This is a genomic window from Methanosarcina sp. 2.H.A.1B.4, assembly GCF_000979385.1.
In the GTDB taxonomy this organism is placed as follows: Archaea; Halobacteriota; Methanosarcinia; order Methanosarcinales; family Methanosarcinaceae; genus Methanosarcina.
Genome location: NZ_JJOV01000052.1, coordinates 19,229 through 44,804, shown reverse-complemented (window position 1 = coordinate 44,804; position 25,576 = coordinate 19,229). Strand labels below are relative to the sequence as shown.

At 44.2% G+C, this 25,576-nt stretch carries 19 protein-coding genes; 11 read left to right on the top strand and 8 right to left on the bottom strand.

The window, feature by feature from the left end:
* Nucleotides 1–37 precede the first annotated feature (37 nt).
* Nucleotides 38–721 (top strand): ABC transporter ATP-binding protein, encoded by a 684-nt coding sequence (locus EO92_RS08305; protein WP_048160719.1) that lies wholly within the window; start codon nt 38–40, stop codon nt 719–721.
* A gap of 10 nt (nt 722–731) precedes the next feature.
* Nucleotides 732–1,187, top strand: coding sequence for a PPC domain-containing DNA-binding protein (locus tag EO92_RS08300; RefSeq protein ID WP_048170790.1), 456 nt, complete (start codon nt 732–734; stop codon nt 1,185–1,187).
* Nucleotides 1,188–1,345: 158 nt separating this feature from the next.
* On the opposite strand, the gene EO92_RS08295 is transcribed toward EO92_RS08300, so the two are convergent.
* Nucleotides 1,346–1,735 carry a transcriptional regulator gene (locus tag EO92_RS08295; protein ID WP_048135509.1) on the bottom strand — a complete coding sequence of 130 codons (390 nt, stop codon included), beginning with the start codon at nt 1,733–1,735 and terminating at the stop codon, nt 1,346–1,348.
* Nucleotides 1,736–2,373: 638 nt separating this feature from the next.
* On the opposite strand from EO92_RS08295, the gene eno reads away from it, so the two are divergent.
* Together eno and EO92_RS08285 are read left to right on the top strand one after the other, a co-directional pair.
* Entirely contained in the window at nt 2,374–3,660 is a 1,287-nt protein-coding gene (gene eno / locus EO92_RS08290) for a phosphopyruvate hydratase (protein ID WP_048135511.1), read from the top strand.
* A gap of 647 nt (nt 3,661–4,307) precedes the next feature.
* Nucleotides 4,308–5,477, top strand: coding sequence for an ABC transporter permease (locus tag EO92_RS08285; RefSeq protein ID WP_048160716.1), 1,170 nt, complete (start codon nt 4,308–4,310; stop codon nt 5,475–5,477).
* A gap of 98 nt (nt 5,478–5,575) precedes the next feature.
* On the opposite strand, the gene EO92_RS08280 is transcribed toward EO92_RS08285, so the two are convergent.
* Nucleotides 5,576–6,388, bottom strand: a complete 813-nt coding sequence (locus EO92_RS08280; protein ID WP_048170788.1) for a sulfite exporter TauE/SafE family protein — start codon at nt 6,386–6,388, stop codon at nt 5,576–5,578.
* Nucleotides 6,389–6,916: 528 nt separating this feature from the next.
* Between EO92_RS08280 and EO92_RS08275 the strand changes: the two genes are divergently transcribed.
* The 7 genes from EO92_RS08275 (at nt 6,917) to EO92_RS08240 (ending at nt 16,105) form a co-directional block, all read left to right on the top strand.
* Nucleotides 6,917–7,570 (top strand): hypothetical protein, encoded by a 654-nt coding sequence (locus EO92_RS08275; RefSeq protein WP_048170785.1) that lies wholly within the window; start codon nt 6,917–6,919, stop codon nt 7,568–7,570.
* 364 nt (nt 7,571–7,934) lie between these two features.
* Nucleotides 7,935–8,150 carry a hypothetical protein gene (locus EO92_RS08265; RefSeq protein WP_048170828.1) on the top strand — a complete coding sequence of 72 codons (216 nt, stop codon included), beginning with the start codon at nt 7,935–7,937 and terminating at the stop codon, nt 8,148–8,150.
* 312 nt (nt 8,151–8,462) lie between these two features.
* Complete coding sequence (locus tag EO92_RS08260) at nt 8,463–9,791, top strand: APC family permease (protein ID WP_048170784.1); 1,329 nt, start codon at nt 8,463–8,465, stop codon at nt 9,789–9,791.
* Nucleotides 9,792–9,930: 139 nt separating this feature from the next.
* Entirely contained in the window at nt 9,931–11,262 is a 1,332-nt protein-coding gene (locus EO92_RS08255) for an APC family permease (protein WP_048170826.1), read from the top strand.
* Between the two features lie 218 nt (nt 11,263–11,480).
* The gene (locus EO92_RS08250) at nt 11,481–13,946 is read left to right on the top strand and encodes a plasma-membrane proton-efflux P-type ATPase (protein WP_048170782.1); all 2,466 of its coding nucleotides are present in this window, start codon (nt 11,481–11,483) and stop codon (nt 13,944–13,946) included.
* Nucleotides 13,947–14,072: 126 nt separating this feature from the next.
* Nucleotides 14,073–14,459 (top strand): SET domain-containing protein, encoded by a 387-nt coding sequence (locus EO92_RS08245; protein ID WP_048170780.1) that lies wholly within the window; start codon nt 14,073–14,075, stop codon nt 14,457–14,459.
* A 605-nt stretch (nt 14,460–15,064) separates the two neighbouring features.
* Nucleotides 15,065–16,105 (top strand): calcium/sodium antiporter, encoded by a 1,041-nt coding sequence (locus tag EO92_RS08240; RefSeq protein ID WP_048170778.1) that lies wholly within the window; start codon nt 15,065–15,067, stop codon nt 16,103–16,105.
* A 224-nt stretch (nt 16,106–16,329) separates the two neighbouring features.
* Here EO92_RS08240 and EO92_RS08235 read toward each other — a convergent pair whose 3' ends face one another.
* The 6 genes from EO92_RS08235 to EO92_RS08215 form a co-directional block, all read right to left on the bottom strand.
* Nucleotides 16,330–16,704, bottom strand: a complete 375-nt coding sequence (locus EO92_RS08235; RefSeq protein WP_048170824.1) for a PleD family two-component system response regulator — start codon at nt 16,702–16,704, stop codon at nt 16,330–16,332.
* A 59-nt stretch (nt 16,705–16,763) separates the two neighbouring features.
* A complete protein-coding gene (locus EO92_RS08230; RefSeq protein ID WP_255350337.1) occupies nt 16,764–19,094 on the bottom strand; it encodes an ATP-binding protein in 2,331 nt (776 codons plus the stop codon).
* A 54-nt stretch (nt 19,095–19,148) separates the two neighbouring features.
* Nucleotides 19,149–19,736, bottom strand: coding sequence for a PAS domain S-box protein (locus EO92_RS08225; RefSeq protein ID WP_048170776.1), 588 nt, complete (start codon nt 19,734–19,736; stop codon nt 19,149–19,151).
* Nucleotides 19,737–20,024: 288 nt separating this feature from the next.
* Nucleotides 20,025–20,762: an alanyl-tRNA editing protein AlaXM gene (gene alaXM, locus EO92_RS08220; protein ID WP_048170765.1), complete on the bottom strand. Its 738-nt coding sequence runs from the start codon at nt 20,760–20,762 to the stop codon at nt 20,025–20,027.
* A 30-nt stretch (nt 20,763–20,792) separates the two neighbouring features.
* Nucleotides 20,793–20,981, bottom strand: a complete 189-nt coding sequence (locus tag EO92_RS18100) for a hypothetical protein (RefSeq protein WP_162197460.1) — start codon at nt 20,979–20,981, stop codon at nt 20,793–20,795.
* 237 nt (nt 20,982–21,218) lie between these two features.
* Entirely contained in the window at nt 21,219–24,863 is a 3,645-nt protein-coding gene (locus EO92_RS08215) for a PGF-pre-PGF domain-containing protein (RefSeq protein ID WP_048170763.1), read from the bottom strand.
* Between the last annotated feature and the right edge of the window lie 713 nt (nt 24,864–25,576).

Sequence of the window (25,576 nt, the reverse complement as noted above, 5' to 3'; positions counted from 1 at the left end):
ATTTTGAACATAAAAGTTATGAAAATGCAGGAAAAGCATGACAGACGGAAGCCCAATTATAGAGCTTAAGAACCTGACCAAAGTTTATAAAAACGGAGTGGAGTTTCGCGCGCTCGACAATGCAAACCTGAAAATTAAAAAAGGGGAATTTGTTGCAATTGTAGGGCCTTCTGGTTCAGGTAAAAGCACACTTATGCATCTCATAGGTCTGCTCGACACACCCAGTTCAGGTACCCTCCTGATAGACGGCAATGACGTGACTAAAATGTCGGATAAGGAGCGTTCCGGGATGAGAAACAGGATGCTCGGCTTTGTCTTCCAGTATCACCACCTGCTTCCGGATTTCACTGCTCTGGAAAACGTAATGATGCCGCTCTTGATTGCGGGAAAGAGTAAGGACGAAGCAAAGGATATTGCCGAAAAACTTCTGAAAGAGGTAGGGCTTGAAGACAGGATGGACCACAGGCCAGGAGAACTCTCCGGAGGGCAGAACCAGAGGGTTGCGGTAGCCCGGGCTCTTAGTTGTTCTCCGGCAATCGTACTTGGGGATGAGCCTACAGGCAACCTGGATACTAAAGCAGGAGATTTGATCTATGAACTGCTCCGCAAACTGAACAAGGAATATAACCAGACCTTTATTGTGGTAACCCATAATGAGGAACTGGCCGGAAAAGCCGATAGGATAATCAGAATTGTAGACGGAAAAATAACGGATCAGTGAGGGGGAAATAATGGAGTACTCAAAAGGAAGGATAGGCAGGGTCTTTACTGTCAGGGTTGACCACGGGGATGACCTTCTCCTGGAACTTATTAAACTTGCAGAGATGGAGAAGATCGAATCAGCTGTGTTTATGCTGCTTGGCGCGCTGAGGAAAGGAAAGCTTGTTACAGGCCCGAAAGAAAACAAAAGGCCTCCGGAACCTGTCTGGTCTGGCTTTAATGATGCCCATGAGATTCTCGGGATAGGAGATATTTTCCAGGAGAACGGAAAGCCCAAAATACACCTTCATGCAGGAACAGCCAGGGGAGACAGCATTAAACTGGGATGCCTGAGAGGTGAAAGCGAAGTTTTTATGGTTGTTGAGGTATTCATTTTCGAGTTGGAAGGAATTTCTGCCAGAAGGGTAATGGATGCGGAGCAGGGCTTTGCTCCTGTGAGCTTTGTGCATGTCCCTGATCAGGAATGACGCATTGAATAGAGTAAGCGTTAAAAGGGCTCGACAATTGGAGTAATTAAAGCTGAAAACGATTTATGGAAAATAAGATCTGGCAGATCTCCTTACATTTATTTTTTGTGAACTTATTTTTTGTGAACTTATTTTTTGTGAACTTAATTGCGGTGAATTTAATTTTGCAGTATAATTTCCAGTTCCCTTAGCCTTTTGAGCGCGATCATTTTCTCGTTGTTGTATTTTAAAAATTCCTCTTCGAGAATCTGTACTATCTGTGGGAACGGTACTGTTAACTGGTAGTACTTCACAGGTCTGCCTTTTCCCTTATTCTTTTTTTCGGACCTTTCATCCACCCAGCCCCTATCCCTGAGAGGGCGCATAGCTACACTCACTTCAGGCTGCCTGAGCCCGGAAACAAGTTCGATATGAAGAGATCTGAGTTCTCTGCAGTCTTTTAAGCACACGATTGCGGTGGCCTCTGTCCTCGGGAGTCCCAGGCTCTGGAGCTTATCAATAATTGAATACTCTTTTTCGGTTAAATTAACTGGAGAATCGTCGGTCATCGAGAATGAATAATACTTTCAGGTTTATATATTTTATGTAGATAAAATTATTTTTTTAATAAATGGAGTATTGTCAGTAAGTAAAAAAGGCATCTAACCCTAGTAAGGCTTTTTTTCTGGAGTTTTTATATAAAAGACTGTGGGGATTCATCTTAAGAAAAAAATGTGCCCTGTAGTTTTAACCAAAACCTTTAAAGCAAGTGTTTGCAGGAATAAAACATCCTTTAAGTAGGAAATAGGCTTTCCAGAAACAAAGAGATAGGTTTTGCCATATAGAATATTGAGGCTCCTGAAAGTTGGAAATTAGCCTTTCTGAGAAATGAAATACCCGGTTTTGAGCGCAGGGATATCTTCAATTCTTTAAGAGGGGAAAATTCACTCAAAAAGAAGAAAGAATAAATCCTTAAAATCTGGACTCCTTAAATACTGCTGCTCTAAGGTAGACAGGATACTGGAAGCGTGAAATAGAGGAGTCTCTTCTATAAGAAACACGGGTATAATTCAGGTAAATTGATTAATTCAAACCGGATAAACAGTTAAATACCATTCGGACATGTAACGGTTAAGTTAAGTAAAAGTCAAGTTCAAATAACAGAATATATCTATAGATAGATCAGAGATTTAGAAAGGGTGAAATGATGTCGTATATCGGTTTACAGCAGGATTCTGGAGAATATAAGATCCAAAAGATACATGCTCGGGAGATCCTGGACTCAAGGGGAAATCCCACTATTGAAGTTGATGTGTTTACACCGAAGGGATTTGGCAGAGCAAGTGTCCCTTCAGGAGCTTCCACGGGTACGAACGAAGCCCTTGAACTGCGCGATGCAGACCCCAACAGGTACGGTGGAAAGGGAGTCCAGACTGCAGTCAAGAACGTAAATACCGTTATCCAGAAGGAATTGCTTGGACTTGATGTGCGAAACCAGCGGGAAATCGATGAGCTGATGATCGAGCTCGACGAAACCGAAAATAAAGCAAATCTCGGAGCCAACTCAATTCTTGGCGTATCCATGGCGGTTGCAAAGGCTGCAGCTGACTCCCTTAACATGCCCCTTTACCGCTACTTCGGCGGTTCTAATGCTTTTACCCTTCCTGTACCCACAATGAATGTCCTGAACGGAGGCAAGCATGCAGGAAATGAGCTTGCAATCCAGGAGTTCATGATTCAACCCAAAGGCGCAGACACCTTCTACGAGGCCCTGCAAATCGGGACAGAGATCTACCAGACCCTGGGGAAGTTTCTGGAGAAAAAATACGGACGCTCTTCTATTAACGTGGGCTATGAAGGCGGGTATGCTCCCAAAATGAGCGAGTCTACAGAAGCTCTTGACGCCCTCGTACAGGCAATTGAAGAAGCAGGCTATACCGAGTCCGAGGTTACAATAGGGCTTGATGCGGCAGCAACCGAGTTTTATGAAGATGAATTATACGCAATTGATGGAAAGAAACTGGCTGCTCCGGAACTGCTTGACTACTATGTAGAGCTTGTAAACTCTTATCCCATCCTTTCTATCGAAGACCCCTTCCAGGAAGAAGCCTTTGATGATTTTGAAGCCCTTACCAATGAACTCTGGGACACGATCATTGTAGGTGACGACCTCTTTGTCACAAACATAGAAAGGCTCTCAAAAGGCGTGGATATGGGAGCAGCAAATGCCCTTCTCCTCAAAGTCAACCAGATCGGCTCAATCTCCGAAGCCTTTGATGCCGCAAGCATGGCTTCCAGAAACGGCTACACCGTAATCGTAAGCCACCGCTCTGCCGAAACCGAAGACACCACCATCTCAGATCTCGCAGTTGCCATAGGAGCAGAAATGATAAAGACCGGAGCTCCGGCCCGTGGCGAGAGGACTGCAAAATACAACCAGCTCCTCAGAATCGAAGAAGATCTCGGTGAAGTTGCACATTACGTGCAGCTCTAACCTTTTTTTAATTAACTTTTTAACTTCATTATTTATTTTTTAACTGTTGCATTCACTTTTTTAACTTTTGCCCCCTTAGTCCTTAATCTTTTAGCTCTATTAATCTTTTAGCTCTATTTTTCATTGATTCCTGATTTTTTAGTATTTTTATGGTTTCTTAATTCTGGCAGTTCATGAGAAACCGATAAATACTGCTACGGTACTGCCTGAATATCATTATCCTCCGTTCAGGTCTCGCGTCGAAAAGTGGCTGGAGTCCTCCTTTTTGATGAAATGGAAAAGCGAAAATGCCCCTGCTTGTTCGAAAAGTACTTCTCTTTACCCCAGAAACCGGTTTTAAATCCATGCATTATAGGATGCCTCCGCCAGCTTGCATTTCTACCTATTAGTTAATTACAGGTGTTCTCAGTAGTTTTCATTGTATTTTCCGTCTCTTTTTTCCGGTATCAGAAACAGATTTATAATCAGCCCTCTAAAAGTGAATACAGAAGTCTAAAGATCTGAAAATCCTAACAATTTAGAATCCCTTGAAGTTCAAATATCTCAAAGCTTTGAAATGTTGAGCAAATTGAACTTTCCTGATACTTTGAAGGTTTGAAGCTGCCTGAAAATTCAGATAATCTGGTCGGGTCCAGGAGTTTATCCAGATGTATGAACTGAGAATCGCTTTGAGGCAGGTATTATCCAGAAGAAGACAGACCCTTTTTGCCATACTTGCTGTTGCTCTGGCAGTTGCTGTGATCACGGTAATGATGGCAATGCTGTCTGGTTTTCAGGATGAACTTGTAACCTCAAGTATTGAAAACAATCCACATATTGTTATCAATCCTCAAGATGAAGAGGAAGAGTTCATCCACCTTTACAGGCATACATCTGCCCGAATTGCTGAAAAGGAAGGAGTTATAGCCGTATCCCCTAAATACCTGGGCCAGGCAGCTCTTGAATACAGGGACAACGCCGAAGGGGTTTCTCTTCAGGGAGTTGACCCTGTGGCTGAAGAGAATGTTATGAGGGTAAGTGAGGATGTTGTAGAAGGGGACCTCATGACCCTTGTCCACACAAGATACGGGATTCTGCTCGGAGATAAGCTTGCGGAAAACCTTGAAGTCCATGTGGGAGACAGGGTTGACGCCGTTTTTCCGGGCTCGCAAACAACTTCTTTTAAGGTTATAGGACTGGTTCATACCGGCACTGCTGCGGACGAGGTAACAGCCTACACAAGGCTGGATTCAGCGCAGGACTTTTTTAACGAACCCGGAGTTGTGAGTACCATTGGAGTCCGGGTTGCAGATCCATACCAGGCCGAGGTTATTGCAGCTTCGATTGAGGGAGAAACCGGGCTTGATGCCGTAAGCTGGAGCGAAGCAAATGCCGAAATCCTCAGCCTCCTTGATACCCAGATGGTCTTTGTAAATATCTTCTATCTCCTGATCTACGGGATTGCCGGTTTCGGGATTGCAAATACCCTGATAACCATCGTTGCCCAGAGGACCAGGGAAATCGGTATTCTGAAAGCGATGGGGGCTTCTCAAAAAAGCATAATGGTTGTCTTTCTTTTCCAGTCCCTGGTCCTTGGAGCCATAGGTCTGGTGCTCGGCACTGTTCTGGGTTACATTGTGACTGTTGCCCTGCAGAACTATGAAATCGAAGTCCCTCAGGAAATGTATTTCGGGCTTCAGACCCTTCCTCTTGAGGTAAAGCCCCTTAATTTTGTATATGCCTCATTTTTTGCTTTCATAATAAATATAATCTCAGGCATCTACCCTGCAAGGAAAGCTGCAAAACTTGACCCTGTAACAGCTATTGAAAGCGCCTGAAAAGAACGGAATATTATTTTTAACAGTTGTTAATTTTAACAGTTGTTACTTTTAACAGTTTCAGAAATTCCCTTTCAGCATTTCTGTTTATTCTGTTTTCAAATAACTCCTACCATTTTTAGCCCTACGTAGATCATCAGAAGTACAAAAAGATGTTTTAAATATTCCGGGTTTACCAGATGAGCAACTTCTGCTCCTTTTTTTGCTGCAAGAAATCCCGGAACTACAAGTAAAAACCAGTTAAGGAGATTGATATATCCAAGAGAATAAGGAGGAAGCCCTGTTTGCCCCCAGCCGTTGATGATGTATCCGACCGATCCTCCAAAAGAGGTAAAGATCATTATTGCAGCCGAGGTTCCAATGGCTTTCCTCATATCAAAATGCAGAAACACAAGCATGATTGGAATTCCAATTACCCCTCCCCCGATTCCAAGAAGCCCTGAAAAAAAACCTATAAAGATACCGGCAAAAATATAAGATATCAGATTGGAGCTAATTTCAGTCTTTTCCTTTACAGCCGGCGTGGTATAAGTTTTCAGAGCTCCCAGTATGATCACAACCCCGAAAATTGTACTCAGTGTAGAGGCAGGCAGGTAAGAAGCTACCGCTGCTCCCCCGAAACTGGCAATTAATCCGGAGGCTCCCATAATAGTAGCCTGTTTCCAGAGCACTGCTTGCTTTCTATGATATTTTAGGGTAACAATTATGGAGTTTATTAAGATCACGAAGAGGCTTGTCCCGAGAGCTGCCCTTATAGCCAGGTCTGGCTGCATTCCTGTTTCCTGCAAAAGCCAGTACTGGACAGGAGACATAATAAAGCCTCCTCCCACACCCAGAAGACCTGAGATAATGCCCGTAAAAGCACCTGTGAGAACGAGGATACCAAGATAAAGGGGGTCTGTAGGAGTCATTTTCAGATTAGTATATTATATTTATTTCCTGATTTTTCCTGATTTAAACGTATATTTCTGGCTGATCTCTACATGAAACTGCGAGTTTATTTAAGTTAATAGTATCGTGCTGAAAATTAACAGTATCGTACTGAAAATATGCAGGGCTGCCACTGATGGTAAAGTGGAAAAATCCGGAACTTGCAGAAAGATTGTACTTGAAGGGATAAATCATGGGTTAAGAGGGTAACTATTTTTCTTAAATAATTTCCCCTCGGAATAATTCTTACTTTCTTTAAATCAGCCTTAATTTCTCAGGTTTCCCTGCTGAATATTCAAGGAATAAATCGAGTAACTGTAAAATTAAAAAGTGAGCATGCTGCGCAACAAATATTTAAAATGAGTTATTATTTATTAGCCAGAAGCAAGTTATTAGCCAGAAGCAGGTTATTAGCCAGAAGCAGGTTTACGAACTATTTATCTATATAATGTATTTACCAGACCGGATTTATGTTTTATTTACCACAACCGGGTTAAAGAGGCGCTTTTATGATTGAAATGAAGTTACATGGGACATACAACATTTATTTTGCGATTCTTGGAATGCGGAACCCTATGAATTCCTGGCACCTGATGGACAGCAGTGAGCCTGATCAGGCAGGGAACTGCAGACTCGGGGAAAAGGACCTTAACCTGGCCAAGCGCCTGACCCTTGCAGGAAACGAACACGGAAAGTTTCTCAGGTTCATTACGGTCTGCTTTGACCTCACAGCCCCCCTCTACTGGTGGAAAGAGTTTGATACTTACAAATTTACGGAAAAGAATTCAACCTCTACAATGCATAAGCTGACCAGCAGGGACCTGGCTCCCCACGACTTTTCCTTTGATACGATGACGGACTACAGGAACTCCCAGATCCGGCATCTCAATGACCTTATCAAAGCTTACAAGTCCCGCGAAGGGGATAGTGAAGAGGACAATGCATACCGGAAAGCAATCTTCAGGGAACTTATTCAGGACCTTCCGAGTGCTTACATGCAGAAAAGGACAGTCATAACCAACTACGCTGAACTCCGGAACATCTACTTCCAGCGCCGCCACCACAAGCTTGATGAGTGGCGGGAGTTCTGCGACTGGATGAAAAAGGAACTCCCGTACTGTGAAGATCTGATCTGCCTTGAAAAAGATGAAACCAAAAACTAAATTGTAACTATTCACTATTACCTGGAAATGCCAAATGATATTCATTGATTCCAATGCTAATGCCGTAAATGGAAACAAAGCTGAATGGCACATGCTCAAGGTATCACAGATGAGAGAAATCTATGCAAAGTGTGAAACACCATTTTTGCCTGGACTGGGAGTATTCAGTACTTTGTGTATTCTATTGACAGTGTTTATTCTGATTAAGAAGAAGTAAACCAGTTATATACTAGTGTCGTGTCAATCCTCAAGGATTAAAGGATTCTGAATAGCTGTAATAGACTATATGCGACATTTTACTGCTGACGCAACACTAGTGTTACATTTTTATTTCTGGAAAAAAAATCAAATGGTGTGGAAGTTTATGAAATTCGGTTTCAGAAAACCATCTTTGAAAAAGTCTATTAAAGCAAGGACTACAGGCAAATTAAAACGCAAAGTAAAAAAGGCTGTAATACCATTTTATGGAAAAAAGGGAACGGGAATTGTAAAGAATCCAAAAAAAGCAGTGTACAATAAAGTTTACCATAGGACATCGTTTAGTATATTCGGTATTTTTAAGAAGCTATTAAAAAAATAAATTCAATATTTCGATAAAATTTAATAGTTCCAAATTAAAGCCAGACAATTAAATATTTTTTTAAAAGGAACTGGGCTCTTCAACAAAGCTCTGTTTCCTCTCGATTTAAAGCCTTCCTTTATATGCAGATGTTTTTTCTTTTCGTGCCCTGGATCTATCGCCTTTTTTGAAGTAAGCTGCGTATGAACCTGCAAAGGGATAATATTTGACTTGCACAGATGAAAATCGCAAACATTATAGGGTTTTAAAGTGTATCCTCGGTTTCTTCCCCTTCACTTCTATGAATTATCCGGGACAGAAAGGATACAAATCATGACCGAACTTGAAAAAACAGTTACTCTTGGGCGAGGTGTGGTCCTTGCAATTCTTATGGTTATAGGTTCAGGGCTCCTGGGCCTGCCCGGGCTGGTTGCGGATGTAGGGACAGTGCAAGAAGTGGTTTTCGGCTGGCTCCTGATTATTCTGGCAGCAATGCCTCTTATTCAGATCTGCGCAAGGCTCGGAAAGAAATTCCCCTGTTCAGGGGGCCTTTTCCATTATGCCCGTGAAGCGGTAGGAGAGTGGGGAGGGTATGCAGTGACAGCCCTTGTCTGCGGCTCCTTTATTCTGGGAGAGCCGGCAGTTGCCCTCATTGGCGGCGAATACCTGCAGCACCTCTTTGACCTGCCTGATTTTGGAGCCCATTTGCTGGCTTTTCTCATCATCACAGCCATGGCTCTTATAACGGTTGCCGGGGTCAGACTGGTCTCTTTTTTCAACTACGCAGCTGTTGCTGTATTGCTTTTCCTGATTGCAGCCCTTACCTTTTATAACTTCAATTTCTTTTCTTCAGGGCTCGCGTTTTCAATACAGGCTCTTGGAAGTGGTTTATCCGCTATTCTGGAAATGAATTTTGAAGCTTTTGACCCTTATAGCGTCTGGGAAATTTCTGCTCTTCTCTTCTGGGCTTTCCTGGGCTGGGAAAATATGTCCTTTGGCATTGGAGAACTCCAGAACCCGGAAAAAAATGTCCAGAGAGTTTTCTGGCTCAGTTTTGTCCTGGTAATCTTCATTTACCTGATGCTGGCAATCACAAGTATAGGGGCTGATGCAGCCGGAATTCCTCTCTCCGGGGCATCCGGACTCGTGGAACTCGTTAAGTTCACACCTCCGGGAAATCTGCTCATCTGGCTGATGGCAATGGTTATCGTGGCTAATGTAACCTGCTGGAACTTTGCTTCAAGCCGCCTTGTCTACGCATCGGGAAAGGAAAAAGTGCTTCCGGCTTACCTGGGAAAACTTTCGAAGCGCGGACAGCCTATGGCAAGCATCTTGAGTATGTATACGGCTTTCGTACTGGTGCTCCTGGGGACTTATGTGTTTAAGGTTCCGGTTTCTTCCCTCCTCATGCTCACAAACCAGAACTTCCTCTTCCTCTACGGCTTTATCCTGCTCTCCTACTGGAAAACCGAAACCGGCTGGAGGCGCTGGATCTATTCAGGGCTTTCCTTCCTGTCTCTCTCATTCCTGGTTTCAGGGTTCACCTGGAAGATCCTCTATTCCGTTGCCCTTACAGGGCTTGGGTATTACGGGTTTGTGAGGAAAACAAGAAAGAACAGGAAAGAAGAAAAAGCAGCTTCTCGGACTCATTCAGAGCTGTAAATTTTCGGAGCTGTAATTTTCGGAGCTGTAATTTTCGGACATTTAATATTCTGCCGGTCAGGGAGAAATAACCTTGACAAACCGCTGGCATATAGATAAATATTACAAAATATATTTACTGATCTACTTAAGGGGAAAAATGACTGAACTTGGAAAAACAATTACCCTCAGGCGGGGGCTTGGGCTTGCAATCTGCATGCTCATAGGAACAGGAATCCTGGCACTACCGGGTCTGGCACTTGATGCTGGCAGTGTCCATGAAGCAGTCCTTGGCTGGTTCCTTATTTCTCTAATCGCAGTTCCTCTTATCCAGATCTGTGCTCGCCTTGGCTTGAAATTCCCTTCAACTTCCGGCCTTGCCGGCTATGCCGAAGAAGCTGTGGGTCCCTGGGGAGGGTATGCGGTCTCCTACCTTGTTGGTGGGTCTTTCTTTTTCGGGCTTCCCGCTGTTGCGCTTATCGGAAGCGAGTACATGGGACAGCTCTTCACCCTCTCCGAAGCAGGGGTCGCCCTTTTTGCAGTTCTCCTCGTAACCCTGATGCTCCTCTCAAATCTTGCCGGAATGAAAGCTATTTCCCTTATCAATTACATGGCCCTTGCAGTGCTTTTCCTGCTAATAGGCCTGCTTATCGGCTTCAACCTGGACTTCTTCGGCTCAGGCGTGGGGATTGCAAGGGAAGCCTTAAACGGTAATGGAAACGTAGACCTGAGCAATGTCTGGAAAGTTACAGCCCTCCTTTTCTGGGCCTTTCTGGGCTGGGAAAACCTCTCCTTTTCCCTGGGAGAAATTAAGGACCCTGAGAAAAACGTGCCTCTCCTTTACTGGCTGAGTTTTGCCCTGGTGACCTCCATCTACATCCTCCTGGCCCTTATCAGTGCAGGAGCCAGTGCTGCAGGCGTCCCTCTTCGGGGGGCTGCCGGGCTTTCGGGCCTTGTCCTCTTTACTCCGGGAGGAAACTTCCTTGTGTGGCTCATGGTGATAGTGGTTGCAGCAAATGCATGTTCCTGGAATTTTACGGCAAGCCGCCTGCTCTATGCCGGAGGCAGGACAGGCATTTTCCCTGAAACTTTCGGAAAACTGTCAAAGAGGGACATTCCTGTGTCCGGCCTTGTCGGGTTATATGTTTTGTCAATTATCCTGATTCTCGGAAGCTATTTCTTCAAAGTCCCGGTTTCAGCCATGATCCTGCTCGTAAACCAGAACTTTGTCTTCCTCTACGCCTTCATTATAGTTGCCTACTGGAAGACCGAAACCGGCTGGCAGAAGTGGGTCTTTTCAGCGCTTTCGCTCGTATCCCTGAGCTTTCTGGTCTCCGGTTTTAGCTGGGAGGTCATTTATCCGATCTTCCTGATCGGGTTCGGATATTACAGGTTTATCGGAAAAAAGAGACAGTTAAAAACATTGCAGTCTGGAAAGGACTTATCTTTATGCGAAGACTGCATGGAGCTTCCCTGTCCCACTCAACACTGAAAAACCTTATTTTTTTAGGTGATCGAATCCTTTCCCGGGAATATCCTGTTTCTCTGGCCCAAGCCCTTCAGCTTACTGTTATTCTTTTTTGAATTTTTTGTGTGGCAGGCTATAGATAGCAGAATGATATAATTGATTAATTGGGAAAATGGGATTTATAGGGAAAAGAAGATCGAATAAGAAAAAGAGGGTCAAAGTGTTTTGTGGGGACCATTTTGATGAACCAAAACATCATGAGCACGGATGAAGCAAAAGAAGCATCTGTAGCTGAACTCCTGGAGAAACTATCTTCAAGTGAAAGAGGGCTTACTGCTTCAGAGGCAAAAGAACGGCTTCGACTATATGGGCCCAATGAAATCACGGAAAAGAAAACCAGTGCTATTGTCAAGTTGTTAGGCTATTTTTGGGGGCCTATTCCCTGGATGATCGAGATTGCAGCAGTCCTGTCGGCAGTCCTGCATCGGTGGGAAGATTTTGCAATTATTCTTGCGCTGCTGCTGCTGAATGTAACGGTGGGCTTCTGGCAGGAACACAAAGCCGATAATGCTATTGAATTATTGAAGCAGAAACTGGCCTTGAAAGCAAGGGTACTCCGCGACAACAAATGGCTTGAAGTATCCGCCAGTGAAATAGTTCCCGGAGATGTAATTCGCCTCCGGCTGGGGGATATTTTCCCTACTGATGTCAAACTCATAGGCGGAGATTACCTGCTGGTAGATGAATCCGCATTAACCGGAGAATCTCTCCCTGTAGAAAAACATGTGCCCGATGTTGCATACTCCGGCTCTGTTATCCGGCAGGGGGAAATGGATGCACTGGTAGTTGCAACCGGCATGAACACCTTCTTTGGCAAAACTGCAAGGTTGGTAGAAGAAGCCAAAACCCGGAGCCACTTCCAGAAGGCTGTCATCAAAATCGGGGATTACCTTATTGTTTTTGCCCTTGCGCTTGTAGCCTTTACTTTTCTTGTGGTTCTCTTCCGCCACGAAAGCATGCTTGAATTTTTCCAGTTTGCGCTTGTCCTGCTTGTAGCAGCAATCCCGGCAGCTTTGCCTGCAGTTCTATCGGTGAGCATGGCAGTAGGAGCAATTACCCTGGCCAAAGATGGAGCGATCGTCAGTAAACTTGCAGCTGTTGAGGAAATGGCCGGAATGGATATCCTGTGTTCGGATAAGACAGGGACTATTACCAAAAACGAGCTGGTTCTGACTGAAATAAACCCTTTTCAGGATTTTTCCGAAAACGATGTGCTTCTTTTTGCCAGTCTGGCTTCAAGGGGAGAGGACCGGGACCCGATTGACGATGCAATTCTCGCCAGAACAAAAACCTTGCAGGGTTTTTCCGGGTTTGCCGAAACTTACAGAGTACTTTCATTCAAGCCTTTTGACCCTGTTTCAAAACGGACAGAAGCCGCAATAGAGGACTCTTCCGGCAACAGGTTCCTGGTAACAAAAGGAGCAACTCAGGCAGTTTTGGCTCTCCTGGACAGTAAAGTTACTATGGACAGTAAGGATACATCCGGACCACGGGTTGACGAATACATTAACGATTTTGCTTCCAGAGGGTACAGGGCCCTGGGAGTTGGCAGAACAGATGCTCAGGGAAGCTGGCATTTTGCAGGACTCATTGCCCTCTACGACCCACCTCGTGAAGATTCCGCAGAAACCATCAGGACTGCACAATCAATGGGCGTGAATGTAAAAATGATTACCGGAGATCATATTGCTATTGCAAAGGAGATTTCCAGGCAGGTAAACTTAAAGTCGGACATCATGCTTGCAACGTCATTTCTGGACATGCCTGACAGGAAAGCAGAGGAAATAGTCGATAATGCAGATGGTTTTGCCCAGGTGTTCCCTGAGCATAAGTACCACATAGTGGAATTACTGCAGCACAGGGGTCACATCATAGGCATGACGGGAGACGGGGTCAATGATGCGCCAGCCCTGAAAAAGGCCGATGCAGGCATTGCTGTTGCCGGAGCTACGGACGCAGCCAAATCCGCTGCTGACATCGTGCTGACAAAGCCCGGGCTTTCCACCATAATCAATGCAATCAAAGAGAGCCGTAAGATCTTCCAGCGGATGAACAATTATGCTCTATACCGTATTACTGAAACAATTCGAGTATTGCTTTTCATAACACTTTCAATCCTTGTGTTTAAGTTCTACCCCGTAACTTCCCTGATGATAGTTTTGCTGGCACTTCTAAATGATGCTCCAATAATGACTATTGCTTATGATAACGTCAAATACTCCGATCTGCCGGAAAAGTGGGACATGCGGACTTTGATGAGTATGGCTACTATACTTGGAATTGTTGGAGTTATTAGTTCATTTGGAATCCTTTACATAGGCCTGCATACTTTTCAGCTGACTCCTGAAGTCCTCCAGTCTTTCATATATCTGAAGCTTTCTGTAGCAGGTCACTTTACAATTTTTGTGGCAAGGACAAAAGGCCATTTCTGGTCTGTAAAACCGGCAAAACCCTTATTCACAGCGATAGTAGTTACACAAATAATTGCCACGCTCATTACCGTGTATGGGTTCTTGCTTCCTGCAATGGGCTGGAAACTTGCCCTTTTTGTATGGGGATATGCGTTGACTGCCTTTATTATAACAGATTTTATCAAAGTCCGTGTCTACAGCTTGCTGAACCACACCGGGATAAAGTTTCATATATAAAATAGGCTGCAATTTCATTTGAGTCTTCCGGAGAATCTTTTGGAGGGAAACTTTTAAATTCATTGCCTTCTCAAAATAATGCAATAGTTAACAGGCAATTTATAACACGTACAGGAGCCTGATCAAATGTCATTGGTAAGTGTTAAAGACGCACCTGGAAAAGGTAGAGGCGTATTTGCACAGAGAAATCTTAAAAAAGATGAAGTAATAGAAACCTGCCCCGTTATCGTTCTTCCTCCTGAAGAAGTTGATACTCTTGAGCTTACCCAGCTTTTTAACTACTACTTCGCATGGGGAACCGATTCAAGAGCAGCAGCGATTGCTCTGGGCTATGGGTCTCTTTACAACCACTCTTATACCCCAAATGCAAAATACCAGAAAGACTTCGACAACGGCCTTTTGAAATACGTCTGTATAAAAGAGATCCGGAAAAATGAGGAAATCACCATAAACTATAACTGTGACCCTGAAGACAAAACCCCTGTCTGGTTTGATGTTTCAAGCCGGAACTGATTTTCCAATTTTTAGCTGAGGGGAGATAAATTTTATCCTCCTATGCCAATTTATTTTTCACTTTTTTACCAGAAAATATGTGGCTGATTTCGAGGCACCTTTCCTGCTTCCACGGGCAGGCTTTCAAAAAGAAAGGTTTAGATCCAGGCTTTTCTGGTGCTTTTTCCCCTCAAAATTGATCTGCCTTCTGCATGCTCAGTTCTTTTCGTCTCTGAAGTTCTTCAGATCCCTGACAAGATACGGACCGTTTTTTATGACTTTTATTGAAGGTTTCTTTTCTTCGGTTTGTGAAACCATTTGTCCCATCCCCTGGTATTACATTAGCCCTTTCGGCTTAATTATTTGCCCGTGGCTTCTGATTACGCAGACCGGCTTCCCGCGGTTTGCTGCCTTAAAGTACCGTCGCTGCCTTCACAGCCCCTGCCGGACTTGTATTCTATCTTTGTGTAATCTTATTGTATAGCCTTCAAAAGGCTGCCTGAATAGCCGCCTGAATAGCTCCCTCTTAATTCTCTTTTTACTGAAAGCTTTTAATAAAAGTTATTCAGATTAAAGCTTGAACCGATAATGATCAAACAGCCGAAAAACATATCAGATGTGATTTTATGATCACAATGAATTTCCTCATTCTTTTACTTGGCCTGGTCTTTCTGGTCAAGGGTTCAGACTATTTTGTAAAGGCAGCCTCGACGATTGCAAAAAAGCTTGGCGTTTCTGAATTTATCATAGGGCTGACTCTGGTAGCAGTAGGGACATCAATCCCGGAACTTGCTTCTTCCATGGTCGCGTCTATCCAGCATGCAAGCGGTATTGTAATAGGAAACGTTGTAGGCTCAAACATTGTTAACATAGGGCTAATTGTTGGGCTTGCTGCATTTCTTTCCCCGATGAAAACCGAAGTTGAGATGCTCAAAAGAGATGGGTATATCATGCTCTTTTCATCTGTGCTCTTCTTTGTTTTTGCCCTCAATGGAGAATTGTCAATAATCGAATCAGGTATCTTTGTACTGCTGTATATCGCTTATGTATTTTTCCTGTTTGAGGAAGGAGAAATATACGGAGGGAAACCCTATTTCAAAGAGTTTCTGAAGTATTTTGTCAAATTCAAGTATATAAACAGTGCAATGCAAAAGATCAATGGCGCAAACCGTAACAGAACCTCAGGCTCAGAAAATGGAAATGGCCGATTAGAGGGAGGCTTTGCAAAAGATATCTTTACCCTCGTGTTAAGCTGTGCAGCAATTGTAATCGGGGCAAAGTATTTTGTGGAAGAGTCTATCTTCTTTGCAGAACTCTTAGGGGTCCCGGACACTATCATAGGCACGACTCTGGTCGCTGTAGGGACTTCCCTCCCGGAACTTGTGGTAACCGTATCTGCAGCAAGGAAGGGTTATGGAAGCATAGCCCTTGGTAACATCATAGGTTCTAACATCACAAACGTATTCTTGATCCTCGGACTTTCCGGGCTTCTGTATCCCATAGCCGTTGCAGAAATAAGTCTCTTCTTTACGACTCCTGTCATGATAGTCATAAGCCTGATCCTTCTGGTGTTTATCAGCACGGGCTGGGAAATAAAAAGATGGGAAGGAGTAGCAATGATGGCATTTTATGCAGCTTTCCTTGTCATGCTCTTCTGGATTAGCTGAGTGAAAGGATGGGATGAAATCCAGGGTAAAACTGAAAAAGTTAAAAACAGTATAAGAAAACAGTAGTGAACTGCCCCTGGGTAAAACCTGGGGGTTTTACGCTTCGTTCTATAAAAACAGTATAGAAGGCAGGAACGACCCGAAAGCAGGAATAGTCCGAAAAAATCCTCATATACCTCAAAAACAGGAGAAAACAAAACGAAGGGAATTATAGGAAATGTAAATTAGAGTCCCAGAGTTCTCCTGGCAGTTTCCAGTTTTGCTTTTAGTTTCTGGTTATTAAAAGGCTTCTTGAGGTAATCATCGGCACCTGCCTTAAAACCAACCTCAATGTCCTCATTCAGGTCTCTGCCGGTTATAAGGATTATATACATGCTGCTTATCCGGGGATCTTTCCTTATTTTTTCGCAGACCTCTATACCCTTCATTTTTGGCATCTCCCAGTCGAGAATTACAACTCCCGGAGGGTCGCATCCTTTCAAAACCTCCCAGGCTTCGCATCCATTGCGCGTGGAAATGACTTCATAACCATATCTGGTCAACATATTTTTAAGCCACAAATTGGAAATCGGTTCATCTTCAGCAATCAGAACTTTCACAAGCTTGCCTCCCGTTGAAAGCCGGAAACTAAAAGCAAAACTGGAAACTGCCAGCCGAACTAACATGCCTGGCTTTCAAGATACCTGATAAGGACCGGTTCAAGTTCTTCAAGTCGGAATTTTATTTCTTCAAATTTGTTTGAGGCTAAATCCATTCGGTTTTTTCGCCCTATCTGCTCAAGGTAATAAGCAGCCCTGAAGACCCTGTTTGCCCCTATGCTTCCTGCTGCACTTTTTAAAATGTGTGCACTTTGACTGAGTTCTTCAGCCTCTCCTTTTCTTATAGCATTATTTATGGAATCCAGCAACTCCGGCGACGTCTCAAGGAAAATTTTAACCATTTCCATTAAGAGTGTCTCGTCACCCTCTGTCCTTTCAAGCACTTCTTTCAGGTCAAAAACCAGGTCTTCCGGAAAATCAAAACCTATACTTTCCGTGGTTGTTGTCCCTGTGTAAGGGGATATTTTCTCCATCCCAGTAGATTCCTTTGTCCTACCCGAATAAGAGGATTCGTATTTTGTATCTGAAGATACTCTTTCAGGAGTAATTTTTCCGGACCTGATGTCTTCCAGTACCATGAAGAGTTTTTCTTTTTTCAGGGGCTTTGAAATATAATAGTTCATACCTGCTTCAATACATTTTTCATTATCTTCTTTCAGAGCCCGGGCAGTAAAAGCTATTATCGGAATTTCATGCCATCTCACTCCGGAAGAAGGGTCCCTTATCCTTCGAGTAGCTTCCAGCCCATCCATGCCCGGCATCTGGACGTCCATCATCACAGCGTCAAAATCTCTTCTGGAGAGGGCATCAAGCGCATCTTTTCCGTTAGTAACAAGGGTAAGGTTATGCCCCTTTTTCTCAAGAAGACTCACAATTAATTTTTGATTTATCGGGTGATCCTCGGCAAGAAGGATATTCAGGCTTTTTCCGAATATTCCTTTTCCATAATTTTCGGTATCTTCCGGGCACGGTAATGGGTTTTCTTCCGGAGATCTTTTTTCCTGCTCCTGGCCTTCTTTGCCTGTCTGTTTTATTACCCTGACAGTGAAATAAAAAGTGCTGCCTTTCCTTACCTTGCTCTCCACCCATAACCTGCCGCCCATAAGCTCGACAAGTTGAGAAGATATTGCAAGCCCGAGGCCGGTCCCACCGTATTCCCTTGTGACAGAGGCGTCAGCTTGTGTGAAGGAATCGAATATTCTGGAAAGGTTTTCAGGAGGGATTCCAATTCCAGTATCTCTTACCTTGAAAAGGAGTATCATCTCTTCTTCTAAATCAGGGTTCGACAGCCCATCATATTCCCTATCCGATGGCATGTATGCCTCAACTGAAAGGACAACTTCTCCCTCTTTAGTGAACTTTATTGCATTGCCTAGAAGGTTAAACAGAACCTGTTTGAGGCGAATCGGGTCCCCTATGAAGGTGGACGGGAGGCTCTCTTCAATATGAAAAGCCAGTTTTAGTCCGCTTGAGTTTGCTTTTCCAAAAAGTAAGTTAATGATATGGGATATGAGGCTTTCAAGATCGAAACTGATCTTTTCAAGCTCGATTTTATTTTTTTCAATTTTTGAGAAATCAAGCACGTTGTCGATTATAGAAAGGAGAGATTCTGCCGAGAAGTGGGCAAGCTGGAGGTATTCCCTCTGCTCATCCTTAAGGCTGGTTTCCAGCAGCAGGTCAAGCATTCCAAGAACTGCGTTCATAGGAGTACGTATTTCATGGCTCATATTGGCAAGGAAATCCCCTTTTGCCCGGTTTGCAGTTTCTGCTGCTTCTTTTGCGTTAAGAAGCTGTTCTTCCAGGAGTTTTCTTTCCGAAATGTCCTGAGTTGTCCCGAACATCCTGATCGGGGTTCCCTTCTCATCAAGGCTGATTTCTCCCTGGTCATGGACGTAGCGAACCGAACCATCAGGCCTTACAATCCGGTACTCAGAATTGAATTGATATTTCTCCTTTACTGCAGTTTGAAATGCTTCACAAATGCTTTTCCGGTCTTCAGGATGAATCCGGGAAGTAGCCATTTCTAATGAAAGCTTTTGATCGGGTTCATAGCCCCATATAGCTTTAAGTCCCTCTGACCAGCAAACTTCCCCCGTCCGGATGTCAAGGGAGTAACTGCCCAGATGAGCCATTGCCTGGGCTCTGGCGAGATTTGATTCACTTCTCCTCAGGGCGTCTTCAGCAATTTTCTTTTTCGTGGCATCCATTGCCGTCCCGATCAAATGTAAAAGTTTACCCTCAGGGCTCCGCTGAGCTTTCCCTTTAACCAGAAAATGACGTATGGTCCCATCAGGATGGAGTAAATCATGTTCAAAATCATAGTTGTCGGTCTTTCCTTCCACAACTTCCCGAAATATATTCAGCACCCGAATATTATCTTCGGGAGGCAGAGCTCTATTAGAAAGTTCAAGTAAATTTTCATGAGTCTGGAGAAATTCTTCCTTCTATATGCCCGCCAGACGAAAGAGGGTTTCGTCCCATGTAATTCTATTGTTGAGATAGTCCCATTCCCAGGTCCCCATCCCTGCAGCTTCGAGTGCAATATCGAGCCGCTGTTTTGACAGCGAAAGCTCTTCAGTTCTTATTTTCAACTCATTCTCTGCCCGCTTGCGCTCAGTGATGTCAAAAAGCGAGCCTACAATCCCGATGACTTTTCCATCACCGTCCCTTAATATATTTAAAGATACGTGGGCATCGAACAGTGTCCCGTTTTTTCTTCTGGCAACCAGTTCACCATCCCATTCACCTCTTGCCCTGCATTCATCTCCTGCCTTCATCACTTCTGATGGAGAGTTCCAGAACTGAGAAGCAGGATGCCACAGAATTTCGTCAGCTTCGTATCCCCATATTTTGGGCACTACAGGATTCACATATTTCAGGTTCCCTGTAAAATCCGTAGTAATGAGGACAATATTTGAGGATTCGACTGCCCAGCTAAGCAGTTTAAGTTTTTCCTGCAAATGCACCTCTTCCTGAGCTGCAATAAATTCTTCTTCCCTTTCCTTTTCAGTGATATTCCTGATACCACTCATAGTTTAATGTCACCATGTTCTCAAAATAGCATAACCATTTTTAAAGTACAGGATTATACAAGTTATAGTAAGAAAAGATCTACGAAGTATAAATTGAATAGTTCGTATATATAAACTTGACTAAATAATATTATAGTTCCTCATTAGGAGTTATAATCAGACTCAAGATAGAATAGTATCATACTTGATATCTGAGATATAATACTTGATATCTGAGAGATAAGGGCGAATGTTCTTCGAAAATCCTGAAAAAAGAAAATTTGGACTGAATTGAAGAAATATCCCTATTCAGTCCACTAGCGTAAAATACATTCTCCTGTTGCTCTTCCCCTTGTTCTGAAGTTTTTCGATCTTTATTCCCTTAATCTCTCCTGTGTTTTTCAGGTGCGTCCCGCCGCAGGCTTCAATTGTCACGCCTTCGATTTCTACAAGGCGGACTTCGGTGATCTCTTCGGAGAAACCTTTGGCAAGCGTGGTAAGCCTTGAGAGTTTTTCTTCGGCTTCTTCGCGGCTGACCAGGTAGAAATTTACAGGATGGTTTCCGGCTATTACCTCATTTGCTATTTTTTCGTATTCGGCGAATTTGTCCCTGTCAAAAGCTTCAAGGCTGAAATCCACCCGGCTCTGGTCAAGCCCGAGCTGGTTCCCGGTAATCTGGGCTCCGGCTTCTTTTTCGATCACGTTGGCTATTACATGGGTTGCCGTATGCATCCGCATGTGCATGTAGCGCCGGTCCCAGTCAATGACTCCTTTTACCCTGTCCCCGGCTTTCAGGCCTGAAGCTGCGTTTTCACCTGCCGGGGCAATTTCATGGCTTATGTCCCCATTGAACTTGCCGACATAGACAACCTCAAACTCAGCTCCGTCGGACTCACGGACAAGCTTTCCGGCATCACTGGGCTGGCCTCCGCTCTCGGGATAGAAAGCCGTGCGGTCAAGAACAATATACTTATCATCCGTTACTTTTTCGACGGTTGCTTCAAATTCTCTCAGGTAACAGTTAAGGAAGTAAAGCACTTCTGTCATTTGTAATCCTCTCTTCTTAAAAATATATTATCAGGTAAATGGATATTCCTTTAAAAGAGTTTCCAAATATTGCGTTAAAGAATCTCTTAATTCATCGGTTAATGCCCCTCCAGCTCGAGAAATACTCCCCTTGACCACGGGAGCCTCATTTAAATCCACATTAAATATAAGCGCCCCCGCCAGCTTGTCTGGCGGCCTATAAAAAAGAAGACCGAACATAGAAGAAAAAGGACAAAAAGAGACCGAAAAAATAATATTATTCAGATAAAAATTGATTTATCTTTCTTTGGCATCTTTAAAGGTTTTTAGGTTGCTTTTCTTGCTGTTTTTTTGTTGATCTCTTATCGGACTTCCCGGTCATTTCTACCTGTGAGTTTCTTATAGGTGTCATCAATTGTTTTTACTTTTTGGCTTATATTTTTGCCCTATTTTTTTCTCTTATTTTTCCATCATCGCTCACTGTTTTTTAATCCATAGTGTGCCTGCGAGCAAAAGGACGAGACATGTTACAAAACCAGGGGATGGAATATTCCTGTTATCTTCGTTGCCCTCTTCTTCGTTGCCTTCTTCTGTGGAGTTGTCTGCATTTTCACGCGTGATCCAGATTTCCGGAGCTCCGTCCGGGCCTGTTTCAGGCGAGTTATTCTGCATGCCGGCATGAGAAGGAAACTGTAAAGACCCACTCTGCTTCTGGCCAACGACTGCAAAAGATGCAAAACCCGGAGTTTCGGATTCAAAATAGAAGAATGACTCATCTTCTCCGGTAATCCCGGAAGAAAGTTCTGTCCAGTTTGTGGCAGAGTACCTGTAGAGAGAAACTGAAGCTGGGACAATTCCATTTTCGGAAAGCCAATCTTTTTCTACCCTGAAGCTGACTGTTGGATTCTCAATATTTTCCGGAGATGCAAATCCACTGTTGCCAGCCCAGATATTGAAGTGTCTGTAAACCTCGCCTTCCGGCAGGCCTGAAACCAGAACTGACAGGTTTTTTAGCATTTCCACGGTGACTGTAACTTTTCCGGCGTTTTTCCTGGCATCAAATTCCACGGCTGTCACAGGTGTTGCGTTTCTGGAAAAACCGAACCGAATATGGCTTCCACTGGCAACGATATTCTGCGCCAGTTCCTTGCTTTCGACATTACTTGAGGGCTCAGGGGAACCGCCTGCACTACCTGCACCGCTTCCTCCGCTCCCTCCGCTTCCACCGCTTCCACCGTCTACTGCACTCTTTTCGTTACCTCCTCCTGAAATGCTGCCCCTGGTCACATTATCTTCATTTGTGTTCTCCTGCGTGCCTGTCCCTTCTTCTACAGGAGAGGTTGTCAGGTTCCAGCTGTGCTGCAGGGTTGAAGAGCCGTTTGCCGCAATAACTGTCAGATTGTATTCAGCCGGGAGAGGGGTAGAAATGTTGCTCTCTGTTACGCTGCCTGTAAGTTCGCCAGTATTTATGGAAAGAACGGCAGAAGAAACAAATTCGTTTGTCTGCAGCAGGACTCCGTTTAGCAACCAGCTGAAAGTGCAGTTTCTCGTAGACCTAATTGCGAATTCCAGGGTTTCCTCCTCAATTGAAACAGTATCCTGGGCAGGAGCTGTACTCCCTACCTCAAAACCCGTGGAATATGCTGCCAATCTGGCAATAAGGGGAGAAGAATCACTGCCATAAGGGATGTCACCTATCCCGCTACCGTCTGCGTCCGGCCCCTCATAATCAGAGTAAAAGTTTCCAAATCGACTTTCATAAACCCCGCCATTATAAAGATAGCGTACCTCTTCAACCGTGTTCCAGGTGTTTGAAAGCCCTGTTTTTCCTGCAGAACTTTCATTGATATTGATACTGTTATCAAACTCGTTTTCAAGGATCAAGTTCAGGAAAGAGTCTGTTAACCTGAGCCCTTCCGCATTATCTGAGATGTTATTTCCTGTAAGAGTGTTGTTAAAGGACTCTTCCAGCAGGACTCCCGGACTGCAACCTGACACCTTATTATTCGCAAGCATACAGGCTGTTGCACTTTCCAGGTATACGCCAGCCCAGCCAGAGCCGTTTATCCCAAACCCGCTTATCTTTGCAGAATTTGCAGTCACATGAAAGGCAGGCTTCGCTGAGTTTTCAGCTTCGAGAATAGTATCCTCGGGCTTTCCGGAAGCAGAACTTATATTGAGAGCCCAGGGCACATCCACGTTTTCCCTGTACTTTCCCGGATAAACAAGAATGGAATCTCCAGGCTTGCTACTGTTTATGGCATCCGAAATTGAGGGAAAATCCCCGCTACCGTCTGTTTTCACAGTAAAAGTGGAAGGATCGGCTGATGCCTGTTCATGCATCCTGAGGGCGTCTACAAGCCCGTGTCCGAAAACAGGATCATATCCGGGCTCACCGAGGTCGGTTGATGAGGTGTAAAGCAGCCGCCTTATATCCATAGCTGACTTTTCCGGAGACGCGCTCCAGACCAGCCCTGCAATGGCTGCAACGTGAGGAGAAGAGGCGCTTGTGCCATAAAACTGCTCTGAAATCCCGCCTGCACCTGTGACACTTACGCCATCAATCCCTGAGAGGTCTGTTTTAGGGCGAATTTCCGGAGAAGGATAGGAGAGTGTAACAGGGCCAACGGAAGAGAAGGACTCTATATAATAATCACCGGATTCCCCTGTACCAACTGCCCCTACAGTTATTACTTCAGGCAGTGCCGGGTGCCCGAAAATAGAATCTTCGGCAACGATGTTTGCAGACCTGAGCATTACCCCAGGCCAGTAGTAAATGTAGAGCTCGAGTTCTCTGGCTTCCCCGGAAGTTTTTCGGACCTCGATAGAAGCGTTAAGGGTGTTTTTTCCACTATTGGTATACATTATATATTCAAGGGGCAGATTGTCCCCGTCCTGATAAACTTCACTGGACGCTATGGTCTCTAAAGTATTCCTGTCTTTAAGGAAAAGGTCATAGTTATTTCCCGAATGTTTCCACCTGTCATCCCACTGGAGAAAAACCCATACCTCTCCTGAGGACTGGATTTCGAGCTGCAGGTTCTCTACCTTTCCCTGCCCACTGCTGAAATCATGCCAGCCACTCCCGTTGTCATAGAAAGACCCCTGGTAATGGCTGTCTCCGGAATTTCCTGCAGAGCTTACGTAAAGGAGATCATGCTCTTTTACAACCTCTTTTACATGGTCTGCCACTATCCCATCTTCAAAGAAAGGTTCGGAAAGCCAGCCTATATCGTCACAGATTACAATACATCCTTCGTTAACAAGGGCATCGACCGCTCCATTGAATTCGAGCCTGCTGTTTCCGCAGTCGTGGAAATACAGTTCTGCCCCGGGCGCGATATCATGGACAATTTCAAGCATATTCGTGCCTTCATTTCCTCCGATCTTATTGCTCAGAACATGCACATCAGAAGAAAGATCGTCCGTAGCCTGCGCATCCTTAAGGCTGTCCACGCCGTCAGATATGATTCCGATTTTTATTCCTGTCCCATTTACGCCGTAGAGTTCCCTGAGGCTGGAAGAGTTAAGAATTGAGTCCCCTTCCGAAACCGTGCTCCCCTGCCTGATAAAAGGGGGCAGGACAGTTTGAATATTCCTTACCTCAGAAAGAGCAGCCAGCTTCTCAAGAGATTCAAGCGGGACCCATGCTACTGCAATATGATTTTCTTCATCCCTATCCGTAACCTCGCAGTACCCGTCAAGTATGCTGCTGTTTGCAAAAAACTCCAGAGAAACGTAAACATAAACTTTTTCATCCGGATAAGAAGAAGATTCGCTGGCATTTTCCCCCGAACCTGCAGGATTCTCAGTATTCTCAGTATTCTCAGTATTCTCAGCATTCTCCGGGTTTTCTCCTGAAAGAACCACCCTTCTCGAAACAGGATCTGCCTGACTCAACTGTCCCAGCTTAACCATACGAGCTCTCAGAGTCTCAGAAGATTCTTCTCCGGACAGATAGCGCTCATCACTCAACTGCAGCAGGTCACTTGAGAGCTTCTTCTGTGCAGGGTTTAAAGTATCTCTGGAAGAAATAGCCTGCCATCCCTTGTCTGCGGAAATACTGCTGTTTTCACTGTTGTTTTCAGCCAGGGTGAATTCAACTGCAGAAGCCCTCTGCATGTCTGAAAAACAGGAAATCAGAGCTCCTGACAGAAAAACAGAAACCAGAAAGACACTAAAAAATAAACGCAACAACACTTTGCTCATAATAACCAGCGCATCAATTATTAAATACCCGAAAAGCTCCCAATAGTTATACAAAAAACACAGGTAACTGGCAACTCTCTGAAAAAGCACGCAGTCCCCACGAAATAGTGCTCCCAGAATAAAATTAACGAGCTGATAAGTTATAAATTCATAAGATAAACTGATAAGATAAACTGTTAAGGTAAACTGTTAAGTCGTCCACTATTATCTGGTTGCTCGCCCGAGTTTCGCTTCCCGAGTTTCGCTTCGGCACCCGAATTGCGCCTCGGGAGTACGCGGCCCTTTTCGCTGCGCTCAAGAGGGCTAATTTATGGGTTATAGCAGTGAGCTTCGCAAATGCGGACTAAATTAGATCTTTCTGACCCGTACAAACTTATTCGCCATACCATGTCGTTTTTGTCACGCTCGACGCAGGAGAGCGGCCTTTCAGACAAAAGAAGATGAAAAAATATAAGCCCGAAAGTGAAAACTACTGAGAACACTGTAAGAAACTAACAGATATAAATGACCGGGAAGTCCGATAAGGGATCAACAAAAAAAGCAGCAAAACAACCTGAAAACCTGTAAAGATGCCCGAGAAAGAGAAAACAAATTCTATCTGAAAAATATTATTTTTCCAGTCTCTT